Genomic DNA, 20,334 nt, shown 5'->3' with positions numbered 1-20,334 from the left:
ACCCGCTAAAATTGAAGCATGGCAGGTAGGATCAGCCCGAGAGACATTGAGACGCTTAAACAGCGCGTCAATATTGCTGATGTTGTTGCCGACTACCTGGTGTTAAAACGCGCCGGAGCCGACTCGATGAAGGGGCTCTGCCCGTTCCACGATGAGCGTTCACCGAGCTTCCACGTCAGGCCGAGCGCCGGTTTCTACCACTGCTTTGGCTGCGGTGAGTCGGGTGATGTGATCAGCTTTGTGCAAAAGCTTGACCACTTAAGTTTTTCGGAGGCGGTTGAGCGGCTGGCCGCTCGTGCGGGTATGGAGTTAACCGTTGAAGACGGTGACAACGCCAACCGTGGCCCGAGCAAAACCAGGCTCTACGCCGCCGCAAAGGCCGCCGCTGACTTCTATGTTGCGCAGCTGGCCACACCCGCTGGCAGGCAGGCTGTTGATTTTATGGCGGCGCGTGGATTCGATGCTCACGCCCTTCAACAGTTTGGGGTTGGCTACTCACCAAACAGCTGGGACGGCTTGATTAAACACTTGACCGGGCTTGGCTTCAACCGTGTTGAGATGCTCGCCGCTGGCCTTGTAAAAGAGGGCAACAGGGGAGTGTACGACGCTTTTCGCGGTCGGATTATGTGGCCCATCCGTGACGCGAGCGGTCAGGTTGTTGGTTTTGGTGCCCGTAAACTGCTGGAGAGCGACCAGGGGCCGAAATACCTGAACAGCTCCGACTCGGCGATCTACCACAAGTCACAGCTGCTCTACGGCATCGACCTCGCGAAGCGCGCTATCGGCCAGGACAAGCGGGTGATCATCGTTGAGGGCTACACCGATGTGATGGCGTGCCACCTGGCGGGTGTGCCGCACGCGATCGCAACCTGTGGCACCGCCTTCGGAGCCGACCACATCACGGTGCTCCGCCGAATGCTCGGTGACTCTCCTGGCGCTGAGGTTATTTTCACCTTCGACCCCGACACCGCCGGCCAAAACGCCGCGCTGAAAGCCTTCGGGCAGGAACAAAAGTTTGTCGCCCAAACCTACGCGGTTGTTAACGCTGAGGGGCTCGACCCGAGCGATATGCGCCAGCACCGCGGTGATGCGGCCCTCGCCGAAATGTTTAACCAGCGGGTGCCGCTGTTTGAGTTTGCGATGCGCCAGGTTATCCGCGACTTCGACCTGAACACGGTTGAGGGTCGCGTCGGAGCGCTGCGCAAAGCAGCCCCGGTTGTTGCGGGGATTCGCGACAGTGCGCTGCGTCCCGGCTATGTGCGCGAACTCTCAGGGCTTTTAGGGCTCGACATAGCGGAGGTGCAGCGCGCCGTCAACGGTTCTGCAAGCAGCAATACAGCGGGTGGATCCGAGCCTCCCGCCCCCGCTCTGCCTGCGCAGCCAGTGCAACAGGTGCCCAGGCTTGCGCAGCTGCCACACACAGGGGACACACGGTTAGAGCGTGACGCGATGATGGCGATGCTGCAGCACCCTGATCTGATCGGTGAGCAGCTTTTAACCCAGGCGGTTACGGCGCGGGTGGATCTGGCGCCGCTTGCGGGGATCCGCGACGCAATCGCGCAAACCCTTAGCGCGCTAACCAGCGGGGCGGGCAGCGGATCCAACAGCGAACCGGGCAGTGGTGTCGACGCCGCTTCGCAGCAGGCCGCCGCAGAAACGCGCAGCTCACAGACGGCGGCGGTTCTCGCCAACAGCCCGCAGTGGCTGCAGCTGGTGCTGCAGAACACACCGGAACCGCTGCGTGACCTGCTGCGTGAGCTCGCGATCGCCCCGCTGCAGCAAACCCGCCCTGACCGGCTGCCGGGGTACTGTCGCGACATTATTGTGGCGCTGCTTGATCGTGACCTGCGCAGCCTGAAACGGGAGATGATGCTGCGGATGCTCAGAATCGGCGACGCCTCACACCCTCAATCGCTTGCCTACCAGCAGCAGATGGACATGATCGAGCGCGCGAGGCGTTCCCTACGACCGGAGAATCAATGACTGAAAACAAGTACGAAATCAGTGTCTCTGATCTGACACTTGAATATCCGCCGCACGATGGGGCACGGGCACACACCGCTGTTCACGGGGTTAGTTTCAACCTGGTACCCGGGGCGGTGCTCGCGCTTTTGGGTGAGAGCGGATCCGGCAAAAGTACCCTCGCAAGAACCCTCGCTGGCCGTGGGCAAGACGCGCAGAGCAAGTCTGACCGGGTGCGCATTGTTGGTGGATCCGCAACCGTCAGGAGTTTAAACATTGCCTCGCTGAATCGCAAACAGCGCACAATCCTGCAGCGCGAGGTGGGCTATCTCGCGCAGGACGACGGCGCGAAACTGCCGCCCGAACTAACCATCGCAGACGTTTTAATGCAACCGGTCAGAGAGAACTTTAAACGCTATGACGCAACCCGTGTCGGGCAGTTTGTGACGGAAATGTTCGATATTGTGCAGCTGCCGTTGACGATGCTGCAGAAGATGCCACACGAACTGTCAAAGGGGCAGCGGCAGCGGATCGCGGTGATGCGCTCCCTGATGCTCGAACCGCACACCCTCATCGCCGACGAGCCAACGATCGGTATAGACGTTACCGCCAGGCCGGCGATTGTTGAGCTGCTGAAGTGGTTTAGTGCGAGGCGCACAACCACAATGCTGCTGATCTGCCACGATATTACGGCGCTGGAACAGCTCGCCGAGGAGGTGCTGATCCTGCAGCAGGGGCAGACAGTGGGAGCGGGCAACATCAACACAATCTTCCGCGAGAGTGAGCACCGTTATGTGCAGCAGCTGGCGGCCGCACTGCGGGCAACGGCGTATGACGAGAGCGCCGAACGAAAGCTCGCGACGGACTAGCGGATCCGCCCAACAGATTTAAACCGAGAAGAACAGAAGCGAAGGAGGGCACAGTGTCCAACGCAAAACTGCCACAGAATAACCCGTACGAGCAGCTGAGTGAAACACAGCCGCTGACGGTCACCGTTGCCGGTGTAACAACCAGCAACGCAGGATACAGCGGTGACGTAGCGGTTAGTGAACTGCCGCTTGCGCACGTCGGGAAAAGCCACGGCGGCGAGGAGCTGTCACCTGCGATCAGCTGGGAGCCGGTTGCGGGAGCAGCAAGCTACGTGGTTACCTGCTACGATCCTGACGCGCCAACCCTGAGTGGATTCTGGCACTGGGTTGTATATAACATTCCAGCCGATGTTAACGAGCTGCCTGAGGGCGCCGGATCCGCGGGCGGCGAGGGTCTGCCAGCCGCCGCCGTTTCCGGGTACAACGAGGCGCTCGGGCGCGAGTTTATTGGGGCTGCGCCGCCGGCCGGTCACGGCCCGCACAGGTATTTCTTCACTGTGCAGGCGCTTGACACGGTGCTTGACCTGCCGGCTGACCTGACTGCGGCGCGCGTCCACTTTATGCTGCGTGAGCACGTGATTGCCCGCGGTAGCGTGGTGTTCAGCTTCGAGCAGCCAGCGAACTAGTCGCGCTAGCTCGCCTGGGCCTTTGCAACAACACTGCCGACTGCGTTTGTGACGGCCTCGGCTTCGCTCGCAAAAGCGACGTCGGGGTCTTGGATGCTGCCGTCTGCGGCGAAAATCTCGGGACGCAGTGTCAGGTTAGCGACCTGCTCGGTGAGTTGCAGATCAACGTTCTCAGCCAGCGCGCTAAACGCCGCAGCCGCTCGTTTGCCTGCACCGAAACCGTAGCTGACGTAGCTTACCGGCTTGTTCTTCCACTCCGGGTAGAGGTAGTCAACCGCGTTCTTCAAAACTGCGGGGTAGCTGCCGTTGTATTCGGGGAAAACGAACACGAAACCGTCATAGTCAGCGATCTTTGCAGCCCAGCGCTTTGTGTGATTGTGCTGGTATGGGTTACCCGATTTTGGGGAGGCGGGCTCGTCAAAGAACGGCAGGTTCTCCTCAGCCAGGTCGATCAGTTCAACCGCTGGGTTGTTTGCGACCGCTTTCACCCACTCGGTTATCTGCAGTCCGATTCGCGCGCCACGGCTTGATCCAGCGATAACGGCAATCTTTGTCATGTAATACCCCTTGTCTTTGTTTCCTATTTGTTTGCTGGTGGATCACGCTGCCCAGCCAGAAACACAGTTCGGCGCGGTAGCTTGGGGCCACCGCGCCGAACGGTTATGTTTTATCTGGTGTCAGCTATTGTGTGAGAGGAACTCCGCGCGCGTCAACGCTGTGTGCTGTTCCAGGCTGTGCAACGAGGATCAGAATACCCTCGATCAGGCCCCAGATCGCTGATACGAAAGCGAGGAAGCCGAGTGACAGCACTGAGATAAGCAGCTGCGCAACAGCTTTACCGGTGTAGCCGAGGTAGAAGTTGTGCACACCGAAGGTGCCGAGCAGGATACCGAGCAGACCGGCAGCAAGCTTAGACTTCTGCTGCACTGGTGCCTGCACAGGCTGACCGTATGCAGGAGGAGCCTGCTGTGCGCCAGGAGCTGGGTAAGCTGCCTGCTGGTTGTCAGCGTACTGTGGCTGAGATGGTGCCTGGTAGTTAGCCTGGTAGTTTGGCTGTGCAGGCTCGGCAACCGGCTGCGCAGGAGCTTCGTATCCAGGCTGAGCAGGCTCGGCAACTGGCTGTGCTGGTGCCTCATAGCTTGGCTGAGAGCTGGCTCTGCAACAGGCTCTGCCGCTGCTGGTTCCGCTGCAACAGCAGGCTCAGCAACCACTGGCTCTGCTGCGGGCTCTGCAACCGGCTCAGCCGCAACAGCAGGCTCTGCCGGTGCCTCAGCAGCTGGTGCCTCTGCAGGCTCAGCGGCGGCATCGTTTACGTTCTTTGGATCTTGCTGATCAGACATTTTTGCTCACATTCATAGGGTAATTAGTGCAATCTGATTATAACGCAGACAGCCTAAATAAACATGCTAAAGCATGAACGTTACACCCTATTACAGAGCTAGCTCACAGCATCACTATTCAATGTTCTTGCGATCGTAAGCTCGAAGGCTGAGCATAACCAGCACCGCAACAGTCGCAACCGTGGTCACAACCGGCAGCAGCGGATTAAGCGGCTGCGTTGCAATACTGCCAATCAGATTCATTAAACCCAGGGGAGTATAAGCGGCACCCCAGGACCAAATACCCCCGATGAACAGAGCAAAGAAGACAGCCAGACCGGAGGCTAGCGAGACTCCGAGCGACAGTCGCAGCGACTCCACGAGGCAGATCGTAGCCGTTAGCAACACGGTGAAAAGCCACCAGACAAGACCCGAGTAAAAGAACGCAGCTATCACGGTGTCGCTGAAGAAGATCAAAGAGATCAGAACCGCAACAAGCGCGGCGACCAGCTGTGTTACGAAGGTGACCACGTTGAACGCGATAAAGTGCGCGCTCAAATACGCTTTTCTGCCAACAAATCGGGTGAGGATCAGCGGCACACTGCCTCCAGCGAGGTGAGCGTGGAAACTAATCGCTCCGATAATGATCACCGCGAACGTTGCCATCTGGATAAGGTTTTTCGCCCAGTTCGCGAAAGCCTCCTGCCATGAGGGCTCCGGCAGGGTACCCTCCAGGGCGGTGGCGGCAGCCGGATCCAGCAGCCCCGCAATAATCGCTGGCGTGTACTGCGCGAGGGGAGCAGCAGTGACAGCGGTGAAGCCCACGATTGCGACCAGCACCCAGGTGCTTGTGGATCGCGTCAACCCCCGCAGGCTGAGCAGCAGCAGCTTCCCAAAACCGGTGAATGATGTGCCGGCGATGCTTGGTTGCCTAACAACTGTTGTCATGAGTTCCTTCCCTTCACCAGGTGAGTGTAGGCGTTCTGCAGTGAGTTCGCTTGTGACTGGATAGTGATTTCGGGCAGCTCCCGTTCCAGCAGGTTTCTTGCCCTGACGATGCTCGCCTGTTGGCCACTCAACCGGATACTTGTTTCTGGCTGCGGGGCAGACGCGATAACCTCCTCAAGCGTGCCCTGCGAGAGCAGCTGCCCGCGGTTTAGGATGCCCACGTGGGAGCAAACCTGCTGCACATCAGCGAGCAGGTGGGAGGAGAACAGCACTGTTGTTTTACCCCGCAGTGACTCGATAATCTCCAGCACCTGCGCCCTGCCGATGGGGTCGAGAGCGCTTGTTGGTTCGTCGAGGATTAGCAGACGGGGGCTTCCCATCAGAGCCACCGCGATGCCGAGGCGCTGCTTCATACCGCGAGAAAAACCGCCGACTTTCAGCTGGGTGTTTTCAAGCCCGACAAGTTTCAGCAGCGACTCCGCGCGATCCGGCGCGGTGTTCCTGTCTACGCCGGAGATACTGCCAAACAGCAGCAGCGCCTCCCTCGCAGTCAGCCACGAGTTGATCTCAGGAACATCGGGGAGATAGGCGATTCCGTCAAGCGGTTTAACCGGCAGGCTGCCCCGCTCCATCCCCATAACCGTCGCCTCACCTGATGTTGCTGAAATCAGCCCCATTAGAATCTTCAGCGTTGTAGTCTTACCGGCGCCGTTTGCTCCGATAAAACCGTAGATTGCTCCCTCCGGTACGCGAATATCAACGCTGTCTAGGACGGTTCTACCGCCGTAGCTTTTTGTCAGGCCGTTTGTTGACACAATCATTTGTTTAGTAGCCCCACTCACTGTGTAGATTTCCTCTCATTCAACTGGCTAACCTTAGTCACTGGTAAAGGTTTGAGACGGTTTCGGCGACAGCCGGTCCGTGTGCGCCGCTCTGTTGGGCGGTGAGCTGTTGACGCAGCTGTTCAGCTGACTGCTCGCGGCTGAGCATCACCAGGAAAACTGTTGTGCCGATGAACTGACCGAACAGAATAATCACGATCCATGTGCCCTTTGACAGTCCAGCGATCTGGTTGCCTGTGAACCGTGCGAGAGCCACGAAGGAGATCGTCAACAGCACAATCTGCGCAAGGCTTAGAATCGCGATGGTTATCAACAGTCCGGGAGGCAGTTCCCAGAGGACACTGATGTCTGTGTTAATCATCACAACCCCTTAACTTTTCTGCCGTTGGCGGCGCAGCGACTTATTGATGTTTGATAGAGTGCTTTTCACGACCGCGATCAGGATGCCGAGCGTAACAAGCGGGAAACTGATCGGCGCCAACAGAATCAACGGCTGCCGCTTACCCCGGTGTTTCAGCTCGCGCAGCATCGCGGCACCGGCGAGCTCAGTGAGTGTCTGCACCCCAACAGCGTTCGCACCCGCGATAACACTGGCGCTAACGGATCCACCCGCTGGCAACTTGGAATCCGCAGCCTGGCGCTTAGCCTTCGCCATCCTGCCCGAGATTGAGTAGTCGGAGATTGAGCTGCCGTTTGTTTCCCGCGCAAGCCGCATAACCAGAAGCGGGATAGCGCCAACCGCCAACAAGGTTCCGGCAGCGAGCTTCCCGCTACCGTAGGTATTAGGGTAGCCGGATGCTGACCAGTTGCTAGCAACGTGCTCGTGACGAGATACCGACTTCGCGAGCAAACCGATTACGCCGAGCCCCGCAAACGGCAGATAGCGCAGCGCCCGCCTGTACCCCTTGGGAATATACTGCTCCATATCGGGCAGCGAGTCATCGGGGCGGATCAAGCCAAGCTTCGCCGCAATAGCTCCGGTGTTTAAATCCCAACCGACACCGGTTGCACCCGGGGTTAACAGTGACGGGTTCTCCGGTTCAAAAGTTTGTAGCGTTCGCTCCGGATCCGGCCTCCACAGGGAGCCGACGGGGATCCCCCCAATGCGCTTGACGTTGTTTTCGTCCTTCTTCAAGAACTTCATCGGTGTCCGCCTTTCTTTACCTTGTTGACTGCCTCATCAAGTCGATCCCACTCGCGCAGCAGATCAGCCATCTGTGACAGTCCGGCGGGTGTAACCTCGTAGATTTTGCGCGGGGGACCGACAGCTGATTCCTCCCAGCGCGTTGTTAGTGCTCCTGCTTTCCTGAGGCGCGTCAGCAGGGGGTAGACCGTGCCAGAGGAGACTAAAAGCCCAACCTCGTTATCAAAACGGTCAAGCAGCTCGCCGCCGTAGGAGGGCTGCTTTGCGAGCAGACCTAAAACGATCAGCTCAAGTGCGCCCTTTCGGAGCTGTGACTCAGCCATCTGACCTCCTGTTCTATAGCTAGTGTGTAAAACATAGTAGCAGGCGATACAAACATGTGCAAGAGGTTTTATAAACCGGTCAGCGCTATACACAGTGAGTTATCAGAAGAAATTGGAGCGGGTGACGAGAATCGAACTCGCGTCATTGGTTTGGAAGACCAAGGCTTTACCATTAAGCTACACCCGCGTGTCGGCGAACCGAACAGAAATATACTCTACACCATTTTCTGGTGAGATGGTAAATAGCGGGGGAGTAGGGCGTGTTTAGTGCGAAGGGCGTTGAGTCACGGATCCACCCGCTAACCGGTGAAGACATATGAGGTTAGGCTTAGTTTGCTTGAAAAGCCTGGAAAAAAGACTACGCTAGTTAGTAAGTTAGCAGAAAGGCCAAAATCATGAACACCAAAACCGTTGCAGCAACCGCTGTTTCACCAGACGTAGCAGCTGGCGTAGCTCAGCTCCTCACCCCTGTAGTGCGCAACCTGATCGCACTGTCAGTTAACGCAAAGCAGGCGCACTGGCACCTGCGCGGCGCAAACTTCGTAGGACTGCACGAGTTCCTTGATACCGTGCACGAAAACGCGATTGAGGCTTACGACACCGCTGCAGAGCGGATCGTCGCACTCGGCCTGCCGGTTGACGCTCGCATCGCAACCGTTGCCGCTGAGAGCACAACCCCTTCTCTCCCAGAGGGCTTCATGCAGTACGAGACCGTGATCACCGAGATGCTCGCGCAGTTCGATGCAACCATCGCGTCAGTGCGCACCGCAATCGACCAGCTCGATGACATCGACCTTGCCAGCCAGGACGTAGCAATCGCTATTTCCCAGCAGCTCGACAAGGACCGCTGGTTCCTCTACAGCCACCTCGGCGCATAAGGGTTAAACAGCCAATCAGACAGTAAATAACGGGGCGGGTTCGGAGGTAAAGCGGATCCGCCCCGCACTGTGTTTGCCGGGTTATTTCGGGAGCGTCACCGGCGTGCTTTGCTTGACTTGCCGGTGATTTTCTTGTGATGATCGCTGGCCGTGCGACACGCTCAAAACTCTGATTTGTGTTTAGCCAAAACTTGCTATAAAGTTTTTTCTGTTGTCAAACATTCCCCTGTAGCTCAATTGGCAGAGCATTCGGCTGTTAACCGGAGGGTTGTTGGTTCGAGTCCAACCGGGGGAGCCACGAATGTCAGAGACTCTTCTGATTTTCGTGTGTGTGAAGCAAGACTTTTGGTTCTACTTCGCGCTTTGAGCGAGTTTCAGGTAAACTTAATCAGGTTGCGTGAAGCAAAGGTAAAGCTTCGCGGCGCTGTTTCAGCCGGTCTTTTCCGGCGATACGGGATGTAGCTCAGCTTGGCTAGAGCGTCCGGTTTGGGTCCGGAAGGCCGCAGGTTCGAATCCTGTCATCCCGACAGAAACAGCGTTGCTCCATTTTTGGGGCCAAAGCACACGAATATATTAGGAGAGGCCACATTGCCGACTATCACTTCTGAGAAGCTGAATCCAACACGCGCTAAGTTCAGCGTGGCTGTGAAAGAAGCAGATCTTAAGCCGTATCTCGAAACCGCTTACAAGAACATCTCGAAGCAGGTTTCAATCCCAGGCTTCCGCAAAGGTCACGTTCCCGCTCCTGTGATCGATCAGCGGGTCGGCCGCGAGGCTGTAATCCAGGAGGCCGTAAACGCCTCACTCGACAACTTTTTCCAGGCAGCGCTTGAGGAGTCAGGCGAGCGCCCAATGGGTCGCCCAACCGCCGATGTTGAGCAGTGGCTGGATCCAAAAGACCCAGACAGCGAGCTCGTACTCGTGTTCGAGGTTGAGGTTCGTCCAGAGTTCAAGCTGCCAAAGTACGGCCAGATGAAGGTGACCGTCGACAACGCCGAAACCGGCGACGACGCTGTTGAGGCAGAGCTCAACAAACTGCGTGAGCGTTTCGGCGATCTGCAAACCGTCGACCGCGCTGCAGCTAAAGACGACTACGTTGAGATCGACCTGGTTGCCCAGATTGACGGCAACGAGGTGGATCGCGCAGAGGGCGTGTCATACCAGGTTGGCGCAGGCAACATGCTCGCAGGTATGGACGAGGCAATCGAGACACTGACCGCTGGCGAGAGCACAACCTTCAGCTCACAGCTGCTCGGCGGCGAGTACGAGGGCCAGGATGCTGAGATCACCATCACCGTTAACGCCGTGCAGGAGCGCGAGCTGGCTGAGGCAAACGACGAGTTTGCATCACAGGTCAGCGAGTTCGACACCCTCGCTGAGCTGCGTGAGGATCTTACGCAGCAGGTTGCTCGCAACGCCGTTTTCAAGCAGGGTGCACAGGCTCGTGACCTATTCATCGAGAAACTCCTCGACAAAGCAGACATCCCGGTCTCTGACGAGCTGGTGAAAGAAGAGGTTGATCGCCACCTCGAGCAGGAGGGTCGTCAGGACGATGACGAGCACCGCGCAGAGGTAACCGAGAACACCGCAAAGCAGATCCAGCTGCAGCTGCTGCTCGACGCAATCATCGAGGCTGAAGAGGTTGAGCCAACCCAGAACGAGCTCAGCCAGTACATCTTCCAGTCTGCTCAGCAGTACGGTATGGAGCCAGCACAGTTCATTCAGCTGCTCAGCCAGGGCGGCCAGATGAACGCAATCTTTGGTGAGGTTGCACGCAACAAGGCTCTCGCTGTTGCCCTCAACAAGGTAACCGTTGTTGACGAGGACGGCAACGAGGTGGATCTTAGCGAGTTCACTCGCGTAGACACCGGCGAGGACGAGGCTGCTGAGGAAGCAGCTGACGCGCCAGAGTCAGACGCCTAACAGGCTGCGGCCGCGGCCCCAACCAGCGAGATTGGGGAGTTACACAGCGGCTGGCCTTGCGTGATCCACACGTGAAAACAGGCAAGCAAACTAAAACAGGGCTTCCGGTCACTTCCGATCGGGAGCCCTGTTGCGTGCTGCGGCGGTGTCTCGTGTGCCGAGGGCGAACAAGCACGACAAGGGGCTAATAACCGGGTAATCTCTATAACTGTAACCAGTTAGAACGGAGTTGTAATGTCAGAAAAGCCTCAGAGCTCTTCAGTTTTTGACAAACTGCTAAAGGATCGCATTGTTTGGCTTGGCGAGGATGTGCGCGACGATAACGCCAACGAGATCTGCGCCAAGATTCTGCTGCTCGCGGCAGAGGATCCCGAGGCGGATATCTATCTCTACATCAACTCACCCGGCGGATCCATCACCGCTGGCATGGCAATCTACGACACCATGCAGTTCGTGCCAAACGACATTGTTACCGTGGGTATCGGCATGGCCGCCTCAATGGGGCAGTTCCTGCTCACCGCCGGCACAAAAGGCAAGCGCTATATCACACCGAACGCGCGCGTGCTGCTGCACCAGCCGCACGGTGGCTTCGGCGGCACCGCGAGCGATATCCAGACACAGGCCCAGCTGATTGTCTCAATGAAAAACCGTCTGGCGGAGATTACCGCCGCAAACACCGGTAAAACCGTTGAGCAGATCCACGAGGACGGCGACCGTGACCGCTGGTTTACCGCTGAGGAGGCGCTCGAGTACGGCTTCATCGACTACATCCGCGAGTCAGCCGCCGACGTCCACGGCGGAGGTGGCACAGAGGCCCACTAGCCTGACGCGCCAACCAGTTAGTTTTTAAAGATTTAGAGGATAACAGTAATGAACCCAGCAACAAAACTGATGATGCCCCAGGCACGCTATATTCTGCCGCAGTTCGAGGAGCGCACCGCCTACGGCGTGCGAACCCAGGACCCGTACAGCAAGCTGTTTGAGGACCGCATCATCTTCCTCGGTACACAGGTTGATGACGCCTCCGCTGACGACATTATGGCGCAGCTGATCGTGCTGGAGAGCCAGGATCCGGAGCGTGACATTGTCATGTACATTAACTCACCGGGTGGCTCATTCACCGCGATGACCGCGATCTACGACACCATGCAGTACATTAAACCGGAGGTGCAGACCGTCTGCCTCGGTCAGGCTGCCTCAGCTGCCGCTGTGCTGGTCGCAGGCGGCGCCCCAGGTAAGCGTCTCGCGCTGCCAAACGCCCGCGTGCTGATTCACCAGCCTGCAACCGGCCAGGCGAGCCGCGGCCAGGCGAGCGACATCGAGATTCAGGCGAAAGAGATTATGCGTATGCGTGAGTGGCTTGAGGAGACCCTCGCGAAGCACTCCAACCGCAGCGTTGAGCAGGTGCACGAGGATATTGACCGCGATAAAATCCTCGGCGCCCAAGAGGCCCTCGAGTACGGCCTGATCGACCAGGTGCTGCAGAGCCGCAAGACTTCGCGCAGCTAGTATTTTGCGGGTGGTTACGCTGCTTCATGCCCGCTGCGTAAAGCGTGACCAGCAAGCTCCCACCCGTGTCTTAACCAGCACACTAGCCCTCGTGACTAGCCGTTCCGGCCGGTTACGGGGGCTAGTTGTTAATGCTGTGTGTTGTGCCGGAAGCGGCGCGTGAGTACAAAAATGTCCGTCGCCAGGTCTAACATCGTAGTGTTAACTTAAACAGGCTGCAGTAGACTTTAACCCCGACCAGATCAGGAGTAGTAATGTCAAACCTTCGCGACAGTGGGTCTGTGCTGAAATGCTCTTTTTGCGGCAAGAGTCGCAACGAGGTTGGCCAGCTGATTCAAGGCCCCGATGTTTATATCTGTGACGGCTGTGTTGAGCTGAGCAGCGAGATCATCGCTGAGAAGACTAAAGACGAGCAGGTTGAGAGCAGCACCGTTAAGCTGTCAACACCAAAAGAGACAGCTGCTTTCTTGGACCAGTATGTGATCGGCCAGCAGCGGGCAAAGCAGGCTCTCGCAGTCGCTGTTTACAATCACTACAAGCGTATCAACGCAGCTGCGACTGCCGCGCTAACCGCTAATGATGGTGAGGGCACAGAAACAGCGCAGCTAAACGATGACGACAGTGTTGAGCTGGCAAAATCCAATGTGCTGCTGCTCGGGCCCACCGGATCGGGGAAAACCTATCTGGCACAGTCACTCGCGCGGAAGCTTGGTGTTCCTTTCTATGTTGCTGACGCAACCTCGCTCACCGAGGCCGGCTATGTTGGTGAGGATGTTGAGAGTATTCTGCTCGGGCTTTTGCGCGAGGCAGACTACGACATTGAGAAAGCGCAGCGGGGGATTATCTACATCGACGAGATCGACAAAATCTCCCGCAAGGGCGGGGCAAACCCCTCTATCTCCCGAGACGTTTCCGGTGAGGGAGTGCAGCAGGCACTGCTGAAAATCCTGGAGGGAACGGTTGCTTCCGTACCACAGCAGGGCGGCAGAAAAGAACCGTCACAGGAGTACATCCAGTTCAACACAAAAGACATTCTGTTCATCGCTGCGGGAGCCTTCGCCGGCCTGGAGGAGATAATCTCCGCGCGACTCAACAAGGGCGGCATCGGCTTCGGCTCCGAGGTGCCCGAAAAAATCAGCGAGGCAGACCTCTACGCGCAGGTGCAGCCAGAAGACATCCAAAAATTCGGCATTATCCCCGAGTTCATTGGTCGTCTACCGGTTATCACCTCTGTGGATCCGCTCGACAAAGAGTTACTCGTGCGCGTGCTCGTTGAGCCAAAGAACTCGCTCGTGAAACAGTACAAGTACATGTTCAAACTCGACGGCATCGAGCTGGAATTTACAAACGACTCCCTGCTAACCATCGCAGAGCTCGCACTCGAGCGTAAAACCGGTGCCCGTGGCCTCCGCTCCATTATGGAGAAGGCACTAACACCGATTATGTTCCACGCGCCATCAGAGCGAGACATCGCCAAGGTGCTCGTCACAGCTGACGCGGTCAAGGGCATTGACGAGCCGCGCGTACTGCGCGTGAAAAAACGCGCCAAAAGCGCCTAACGCCGTCAGCCATCACCGCGCTACAAACCGCGCAGACAGCCGGTGCTAGGTGGCGTCATCAAGCCAGTTCGCGTTAGCTGTCACTGAGCCAGTCGTCATCATCGTCCGCAAACTCAGAGAACGATGAGTCGGCGCTACTCCACCCGAAACCGCTAACCGGGTCAAGCCGAGCCTCACCAGCCTGCCAGTCGCGCAACAAAACAAACTCACCAGCGTGATCCACCGTCAAAATATCGCCGTTGGGGGCAGCAACACGCGGTAAACCCTCAAGCCAGGTGAGCGTCCAAAACCCCGCCGAAACAGCAGCATCGGCTGCAGCATCAAACCCAGCATCAGACACACCATCAGACACCGCGGATGCGCGCTGCTCATAAGCCGCCAGATGCTCAGTGAGCACACCAAAACGAGCGGTGAGAGACGCGGGTGGTGTCTCACCGAACCGCCAACGCCTCCCAAGCTGCATCACAATCCCTAACTGCTAGGCAGATTCCTCAGCCAGATCGAGCTCAATCTGCGCAACAGCGATCTGGTCGGATCCGCCCACAATCTGAAGCTCGGCGATACGACCAACCGCGGCAATATCGTCGGCCGCGAGACGCAGCAGCTCAGCCTCAGCGTCAGAGCCGCTGATCACAGCGGATTTCACCGCGGTGCGCTGCGAAGCCTTCGCCTCACTCTTAGCGCCACGCACGCCGATAATAGCGGCGCTAACAGCTCTCAGCACAGCAGCGTCAGCCGCAGCGGCCGGGGTAGCGAGCTCTGCAGCGGTAGGCCAGGCGGCTGTGTGCACAGAATCGTCGTTAAACCAAGACCAAACCTCAGCGGTTGCGTAAGGGATAAACGGTGCCAAAAGACGCACCAGCACGCTCAGCGCGGCACGCAACGCCTGCACAGCAGACCGCTGCGCAGCAGACGGTTCCGAGTGGGCGCGCTGCTTCACCAGCTCCAAGTAGTCGTCACAGAACATCCAGAAGAAGCTCTCAACCAGGTCGAGCGCCTTCGCGTGATCATAATCCTGAAACGCGGCAGTTGCAGCCTCCGTGACCTCCGCAAGCTGCGCGAGCATAGAAGCGTCAAGCGACTCAGTGACCTCAGACAGGTCATCGCCGAGACCTGCAGCGTTGAAGCTGAGCACAAACTTTGCCGCGTTCAAAACCTTAATCGCGAGCCGGCGACCGATCTTAATCTGGGTTGGCCGCTGCGGATCAAACGCTGCATCAACGCCGAGCTTCGAGCTCGCCGCCCAGTAACGCACAGCGTCAGCACCGTGCTGCTCAAGCAGGCCGAGCGGGGTGACCACGTTACCCTTCGACTTCGACATTTTCTTGCGGTCAGGATCCAGGATCCACCCGCTAATGCCGGTGTTGCGCCACGGCAGCTGATTCGACTCAAGCTGGGAACGAAGCAGGGTGCTGAAAAGCCAGGTGCGGATAATATCCTGACCCTGCGGACGCAGATCATACGGGAACACCAGACCGTAGAGCTCATCGTCGCTCTGCCAGCCGCCAGCGAGCTGCGGGGTGAGCGAGCTGGTTGCCCAGGTGTCCATCACATCAACCTCACCGACAAAACCGCCAGGCTGGTTACGCTGCTCAGCGGTGAAGCCATCGGGTACGTCGGTTGACGGATCCACCGGCAGGGTACTCGGGTCAGGAACAATCGGGGAATCAAACTGGGTTTCGCCGTGCTCGTTTAGCGGGTACCAAACCGGAATGGGCACACCGAAGAACCGCTGGCGGGAGATTAGCCAGTCGCTGCTCAGGCCAGACACCCAGTTCTCGTAGCGCACGCGCATAAAGTCAGGCACCCAGTTAAGCTCACCGCCGAGCTCCAGCAGCCTGTCACGCAGCGCCTCATCGGCGGCACCGTTCTTAATGTACCACTGGCGGGTTGAGACGATCTCAAGCGGTTTATCGCCCTTCTCGAAGAACTTCACCGGGTGGGTGATCTTGCGGATCTCGCCAACCAGCAGCTCAGCAGCCTGCAGCTGCTTCACAACCGCCTCTTTCGCGCTGAACACGGTCTTGCCCGCGAGCTCCGCGTAACGCTCCTGCGCCTGCGGATCCGTGATCCACTCCGGTGTCTCACTCAAAACACGGCCGTCAAAGCCGAGAATATTGCGGTTAGGCAGCTGCAGCTCCCGCCACCAAACAACGTCGGTAACGTCACCGAAGGTACAGATCATCGCAATACCGGTGCCCTTGTCAGGCTGCGCGAGACGGTGAGCGAGAACGTGCACCTCAACGTTAAACAGCGGGGTTGTCACCTTTGAGCCAAACAGTGGCTGGTAGCGCTCATCATCAGGGTGGGCAACCAGCGCAACACAGGCGGGCAGCAGCTCCGGGCGGGTTGTGTCGATCAGCAGATCCTTACCGCTCTCGTGTTTGAACACGAGCGTGTGGTAGGCACCCGGCATCTCGCGATCCTCCAGCTCAGCCTGCGCAACCGCGGTACGGAAGGTAACATCCCAGAGGGTTGGAGCCTGCGCGAGATACGCCTCACCGCGCTGCAGATTACCGAGGAAGGCAAGCTGCGAGGTGCGGATCGCCGCAGGGCTGATGGTGCGGTAGGTTTGCGTCCAATCAACCGACAGCCCGAGGGTGCGCCACAGCTGCTCAAACTGTTTCTCGTCGGCCTCGGTTAGCTCCTCACACAGCTCAATAAAGTTGCGGCGTGAGATCGGCTGCTGGTTTGCGGCCTTCGAGCTCTTGTTGTCGCCGCCCCGCTGCGGGGGAGTGAAATCGGGGTCGTAGGGCAGTGATGGATCGCAGCGCACACCGTAGTAGTTTTGGACGCGGCGCTCGGTTGGCAGGCCGTTATCGTCCCACCCCATCGGATAGAACACTCGCTTGCCGCGCATCCGTTGGAAGCGCGCAATCGTATCGGTGTGGGTGTACGAGAACACATGGCCAACGTGCAAAGAACCTGAGGCGGTTGGGGGAGGAGTGTCGATGCTGTAGACGCACTCCCGGGTTGCACCGGCACGTGGAAACAGGTATGTGCCTTGCTCTTCCCAGATTTCACCCCACTTCGACTCAATGCCTTCAAGCGCTGGTTTTTCAGGGATTTGCTTCATCTTGAAATATGCTCCGTATCGGTACCGATATCAATTGTTACTGCAATAGATCTTAGCGAATAATTGCGCTCAGTCCGGTCTTTAGCGGGGTTAACGCCTCAGCAATATAGTGGCTAAGGTGCTCGCGCTCCGGCCCGGCAACCGCCCAGGCGGCAGCCGCCACACCAATCGCGGCCGCACAGGACGCAGCAGCAACCTGCAACTGAATACTGTCGCCGTTATCGTGCGCACGGTTGATAAAGAAGCCGTGGATCTGTGTTTGCAGGTTCGCTAGTCTGTCAGCCGCGCTGCCAAGCACCGAGCTGGGGCTGCCGATAACCTCAAACTGGGTTAGCACCCACGGCACATCAGAGCTGTTCCAATCAGCAACCAGCTTGCCAAGCGCCGCAGCAACTGCGTCGAGTGGATCCTCCACATCAGACACCTCGGCGAATAGTTCAGGGAGCACAAGCAGTGCCTCATCAATCTCGTACCAGAACACATCACTCTTCTGGCCGAAGTAGTTGAAGAATGTTGTGCGGCTAACCCCGCAGGAGTTAGTAATATCAAGGATGTTGATGTTGTCGTAGCCGCGCAGCAGGAACTGCTCGAAGGCAGCCTCTCGCAGCGTCCGATAGTCGGTAATTGGTGGTCTTCCGCGACCGCGCCTTATTTGTGTTTCCATTCATGATATATTAGCAAACGAATTTACTTGACGCTATTCCTTTATGACACTGTCGTAAAATACAACAAGGGAAGAAATGACACCAATAAAGAAAATATTTAAAGCAGCGGCTGTTGTGTCAGCGGCAGCTCTGCTGATCACCGGCTGCTCCCAGACCGGTGGGGAAGCCGGTGGGGGAGCTGCTTCACCGGAGACAATCAACTGGACAGTGCGTGCAAACAACCTGTTTAACGGGCATTTTGATCCGCACAAGAGCCAGATTGACGCGAGCGAGATGATCGGTCGCCTGTCACTTGACTCACTGACCTACCTTGACGACAAGGGCGAGCTGCACCCGTGGCTAGCAAAGAGCTGGGAGACCAGTGAGGACGGCAAAACCGTTACCTTCAAGCTGCGCGATGATGTCACCTTCCACGACGGTGAAAAGTTCAACGCTGAGGCTGTGAAGGCTAACTTCGAGCACATCATGGCCGAGGAAACCGACTCAGCGCAGGCAAACCTGCTACTCGGCGGTGAAGCATACGAGGGCACCGAGGTTGTTGACGACTACACCGTTGCGGTGAAGTTCAGCCGCCCGAACGCGCCTTTCCTCAACAACACCTCACGCGCCTCACTCGGATTCTACTCACCAAAGGCGCTGCAGGCTGGCCAGGACAAGCTGAGCGCTGGCGGCGCTGACGTCACAGTCGGCACCGGCCCATGGAAGCTCACCAAGCTGGAGTCAGGCACCTCAATCTCATACGAGCGTAACGCCGACTACAAGTGGGCTCCGCAAGGCTACGACCTCAGCAAAAACCTCGCTAAACAGCTTGAGGTGAGCGTTGTGCCGGACGATGAGCTACGTGTTAAGCGTCTCAGCTCCGGTGAGACCGACGTTGTCAGTGAGGTCACTCCGAACAGCGCCGACAGCGTTGAAGAGGGTCTGCACTCACAGCCTTCACCGGGTATCCCATACTCCTACTACCTGAATCAGGCAAACGGCCACCTCGCTGACCAGAAGGTTCGCCAGGCACTCGTGCTCGGCGCAAACATCGACGAGGCAGTGAAGGCAGTTTACAGCGACCACGTTGATCGCGCGTGGAGCGCACTCGCGCCAAACACCCCAAACACAACCGGCGACAAACTGGAGGGTGTTAACAAGTTCGACAGGGCTCGTGCTGAACAGTTGCTCGACGAGGCTGGCTGGGTTCGCCCAGCAGACGGCGTGATCCGCGAAAAGGGCGGCAACAAGCTGGAGCTGTCATACATCGCCTGGACCCCACGCTCTGACGAAAACCAGACCCTCAGCGAGCTTTTGATCGCTGACTGGAAGGAGATCGGCATCGACGTGAAGTATGAGGTGCTGGAGCCAGAGCAGTACAACGCGCTCTACGAACCGGGTAAATACGACATCACCGACTGGGGATACTCATCAACAGACGCTGATATTCTGCGTAACCACCTGCACTCAGAGGGATTCCAGAACGCCCCTCACGTGCAGGATCCAGAGATTGACGCCAAGATTGATGCCGCTGCGGCAACCTTCGACGCGGCCGAGCGCACCCGCATCTACGATGAGCTGCTGCAGTGGAACGCAGACCAGGTTTACATCCTGCCAATCCACCAGAACAGCAAAACCACCGCGGTTAGCAGCAAGGTCACCGGCCTCGAATACGATGCCTTCGGTTACCCACAGTTCTTCAACGTTGGCAAAAAATAGTCACCGCTCTTGAAGACCCAAACTGCCCAGACGGCTCTGTTAAAATCATCCAACAGAGCCGTCTGGCGTATCCCGCTGCGGGTCCTGAACGCGCTAATAACTGTTTGGGCAGCAGCCACTATCTCGTTCTTCCTGGTAAAAATGCTGCCCGGGGATCCCGTCTCCGCCTATCTCGGCCCGATCACCAACGTCTCTAAGGAGCGGCAGGCTGAGATTCGAGAGAGTCTGGGGCTGAACGATCCGCTGCTCGTGCAATACTTCAACTATTTGCAGGGCCTTTTACAGTTCGATCTCGGCAACTCCTACCAGCAAAACCAGGACGTGCTCGTGATTATCGGCCGCGGCATCGGACCGACCGTTGAAATCTCGGTGATTGCGCTGCTGTTCGCGGTTGTGTTTGTGACGCTCGGGCAGTTTTTGCTGCGCGCGAAAACACCCTGGGGTAGCTACGGCACCCTGCGCCGCCGCATCGTCGACGCTTTCAACCTGCTGGCTGTTGCCGTGCCAACCTACTGGCTCGGGTTCCTGCTGCTGATGGTGTTCTCGTTCGGCCTCGGCCTGTTTCCGAGCAGCGCCGGACAGGGGATCCGCTCAGCAGTTCTTCCCGGTTTGGCGCTCGGGATCCCGGTCGCAGGCTATCTTGGGCAGGTTTTAAGCGTTGAACTTGATGCCGCAGAACTCAAACCGTTCGCGCTAACCAGCTACGCAAAATCAATGACGCGCGGCAGTTACGCGCTACAACACGGGCTCAAGAACGCCGCGATCCCAACTGCGTCACTGGTCACCAACATCGTTGGCAGTCTGCTCGGCGGAGCGGTGCTGGTTGAAACAGTGTTCGCCAGGTCCGGCCTCGGTAAAGTGGTTTTGGACGCGATCACAATGCGAGACATGCCGGTTATTCTCGGTTTCGTGTTCTTCTCAACGCTCGTGTTTGCGCTGCTCGGGGTGCTGTTAGAGATTTTTGTGTCGCTGGTGGATCCACGCCAGCGGTAA

General features: G+C 57.8%; 20 protein-coding genes and 3 tRNA genes. 12 read left to right on the top strand and 11 right to left on the bottom strand.

Annotated elements, in window-relative coordinates; translation table 11 throughout:
* The first annotated feature begins 18 nt into the window (after positions 1 to 18).
* The 3 genes from dnaG to EII30_RS03975 are packed head-to-tail and all read left to right on the top strand — an operon-like array spanning position 19 to position 3,457.
* Entirely contained in the window at positions 19 to 1,983 is a 1,965-nt protein-coding gene (gene dnaG, locus EII30_RS03985; protein ID WP_124886036.1) for a DNA primase, read from the top strand.
* Positions 1,980 to 2,831, top strand: coding sequence for an ATP-binding cassette domain-containing protein (locus EII30_RS03980; RefSeq protein WP_124886035.1), 852 nt, complete (start codon positions 1,980 to 1,982; stop codon positions 2,829 to 2,831). Before dnaG ends, EII30_RS03980 begins: the two co-directional genes overlap by 4 nt.
* A 53-nt stretch (positions 2,832 to 2,884) precedes the next feature.
* Positions 2,885 to 3,457, top strand: a complete 573-nt coding sequence (locus tag EII30_RS03975) for a YbhB/YbcL family Raf kinase inhibitor-like protein (protein WP_124886034.1) — start codon at positions 2,885 to 2,887, stop codon at positions 3,455 to 3,457.
* A gap of 5 nt (positions 3,458 to 3,462) precedes the next feature.
* Here the strand turns inward: EII30_RS03975 and EII30_RS03970 are convergent, their stop codons facing one another.
* The 8 genes from EII30_RS03970 to EII30_RS03935 form a co-directional block, all read right to left on the bottom strand.
* On the bottom strand, positions 3,463 to 4,014 hold the full coding sequence (locus EII30_RS03970; RefSeq protein WP_124886033.1) for an NADPH-dependent FMN reductase: 552 nt from the start codon (positions 4,012 to 4,014) through the stop codon (positions 3,463 to 3,465).
* A gap of 124 nt (positions 4,015 to 4,138) precedes the next feature.
* Complete coding sequence (locus tag EII30_RS08965) at positions 4,139 to 4,396, bottom strand: TM2 domain-containing protein (RefSeq protein WP_199731560.1); 258 nt, start codon at positions 4,394 to 4,396, stop codon at positions 4,139 to 4,141.
* A gap of 515 nt (positions 4,397 to 4,911) precedes the next feature.
* The gene (locus tag EII30_RS03960) at positions 4,912 to 5,724 is read right to left on the bottom strand and encodes a hypothetical protein (protein ID WP_124886032.1); all 813 of its coding nucleotides are present in this window, start codon (positions 5,722 to 5,724) and stop codon (positions 4,912 to 4,914) included.
* On the bottom strand, positions 5,721 to 6,539 hold the full coding sequence (locus EII30_RS03955) for an ABC transporter ATP-binding protein (protein WP_199731559.1): 819 nt from the start codon (positions 6,537 to 6,539) through the stop codon (positions 5,721 to 5,723). The genes EII30_RS03960 and EII30_RS03955 overlap by 4 nt, the downstream gene beginning before the upstream one ends.
* Positions 6,540 to 6,603: 64 nt before the next feature.
* On the bottom strand, positions 6,604 to 6,927 hold the full coding sequence (locus EII30_RS03950; protein WP_124886030.1) for a hypothetical protein: 324 nt from the start codon (positions 6,925 to 6,927) through the stop codon (positions 6,604 to 6,606).
* A gap of 9 nt (positions 6,928 to 6,936) precedes the next feature.
* Complete coding sequence (locus EII30_RS03945) at positions 6,937 to 7,710, bottom strand: hypothetical protein (protein WP_124886029.1); 774 nt, start codon at positions 7,708 to 7,710, stop codon at positions 6,937 to 6,939.
* The gene (locus EII30_RS03940; RefSeq protein WP_124886028.1) at positions 7,707 to 8,033 is read right to left on the bottom strand and encodes a PadR family transcriptional regulator; all 327 of its coding nucleotides are present in this window, start codon (positions 8,031 to 8,033) and stop codon (positions 7,707 to 7,709) included. Before EII30_RS03940 ends, EII30_RS03945 begins: the two co-directional genes overlap by 4 nt.
* A gap of 113 nt (positions 8,034 to 8,146) precedes the next feature.
* Positions 8,147 to 8,220, bottom strand: a tRNA-Gly gene (locus EII30_RS03935).
* Between the two features lie 208 nt (positions 8,221 to 8,428).
* On the opposite strand from EII30_RS03935, the gene EII30_RS03930 reads away from it, so the two are divergent.
* From EII30_RS03930 to clpX, 7 genes are all read left to right on the top strand, one after another.
* Entirely contained in the window at positions 8,429 to 8,911 is a 483-nt protein-coding gene (locus EII30_RS03930) for a Dps family protein (protein ID WP_124886027.1), read from the top strand.
* 222 nt (positions 8,912 to 9,133) lie between these two features.
* Positions 9,134 to 9,209: transfer RNA gene (locus EII30_RS03925), tRNA-Asn, on the top strand.
* Between the two features lie 154 nt (positions 9,210 to 9,363).
* Positions 9,364 to 9,438, top strand: a tRNA-Pro gene (locus EII30_RS03920).
* 61 nt (positions 9,439 to 9,499) lie between these two features.
* A complete protein-coding gene (tig, locus tag EII30_RS03915) occupies positions 9,500 to 10,834 on the top strand; it encodes a trigger factor (RefSeq protein WP_158608651.1) in 1,335 nt (444 codons plus the stop codon).
* Between the two features lie 234 nt (positions 10,835 to 11,068).
* Positions 11,069 to 11,656, top strand: coding sequence for an ATP-dependent Clp protease proteolytic subunit (locus EII30_RS03910; RefSeq protein ID WP_124886026.1), 588 nt, complete (start codon positions 11,069 to 11,071; stop codon positions 11,654 to 11,656).
* 48 nt (positions 11,657 to 11,704) lie between these two features.
* Positions 11,705 to 12,343 carry an ATP-dependent Clp protease proteolytic subunit gene (locus EII30_RS03905; RefSeq protein ID WP_124886025.1) on the top strand — a complete coding sequence of 213 codons (639 nt, stop codon included), beginning with the start codon at positions 11,705 to 11,707 and terminating at the stop codon, positions 12,341 to 12,343.
* 254 nt (positions 12,344 to 12,597) lie between these two features.
* Positions 12,598 to 13,902: an ATP-dependent Clp protease ATP-binding subunit ClpX gene (gene clpX, locus EII30_RS03900; protein WP_124886024.1), complete on the top strand. Its 1,305-nt coding sequence runs from the start codon at positions 12,598 to 12,600 to the stop codon at positions 13,900 to 13,902.
* Positions 13,903 to 13,975: 73 nt separating this feature from the next.
* Here the strand turns inward: clpX and EII30_RS03895 are convergent, their stop codons facing one another.
* Genes EII30_RS03895 through EII30_RS03885 form a run of 3 tightly spaced genes read right to left on the bottom strand, consistent with a single transcriptional unit; the run spans position 13,976 to position 17,642 of the window.
* The gene (locus EII30_RS03895) at positions 13,976 to 14,365 is read right to left on the bottom strand and encodes a hypothetical protein (RefSeq protein WP_124886023.1); all 390 of its coding nucleotides are present in this window, start codon (positions 14,363 to 14,365) and stop codon (positions 13,976 to 13,978) included.
* A gap of 15 nt (positions 14,366 to 14,380) precedes the next feature.
* Positions 14,381 to 16,978, bottom strand: a complete 2,598-nt coding sequence (gene valS, locus EII30_RS03890; protein ID WP_124886022.1) for a valine--tRNA ligase — start codon at positions 16,976 to 16,978, stop codon at positions 14,381 to 14,383.
* Between the two features lie 52 nt (positions 16,979 to 17,030).
* Positions 17,031 to 17,642, bottom strand: a complete 612-nt coding sequence (locus tag EII30_RS03885; protein ID WP_124886021.1) for a TetR/AcrR family transcriptional regulator — start codon at positions 17,640 to 17,642, stop codon at positions 17,031 to 17,033.
* A gap of 76 nt (positions 17,643 to 17,718) precedes the next feature.
* On the opposite strand from EII30_RS03885, the gene EII30_RS03880 reads away from it, so the two are divergent.
* Positions 17,719 to 19,341, top strand: a complete 1,623-nt coding sequence (locus EII30_RS03880; protein WP_124886020.1) for an ABC transporter substrate-binding protein — start codon at positions 17,719 to 17,721, stop codon at positions 19,339 to 19,341.
* A gap of 9 nt (positions 19,342 to 19,350) precedes the next feature.
* The gene (locus EII30_RS03875; RefSeq protein ID WP_124886019.1) at positions 19,351 to 20,334 is read left to right on the top strand and encodes an ABC transporter permease; all 984 of its coding nucleotides are present in this window, start codon (positions 19,351 to 19,353) and stop codon (positions 20,332 to 20,334) included.

Origin of the sequence: Leucobacter sp. OH1287 (assembly GCF_003859945.1) — a bacterium.
Classification (GTDB): Bacteria; Actinomycetota; Actinomycetes; order Actinomycetales; family Microbacteriaceae; genus Canibacter.
Note: the sequence above shows the minus strand (reverse complement) of the source record. Positions and strands in the feature narration are given on the sequence as shown.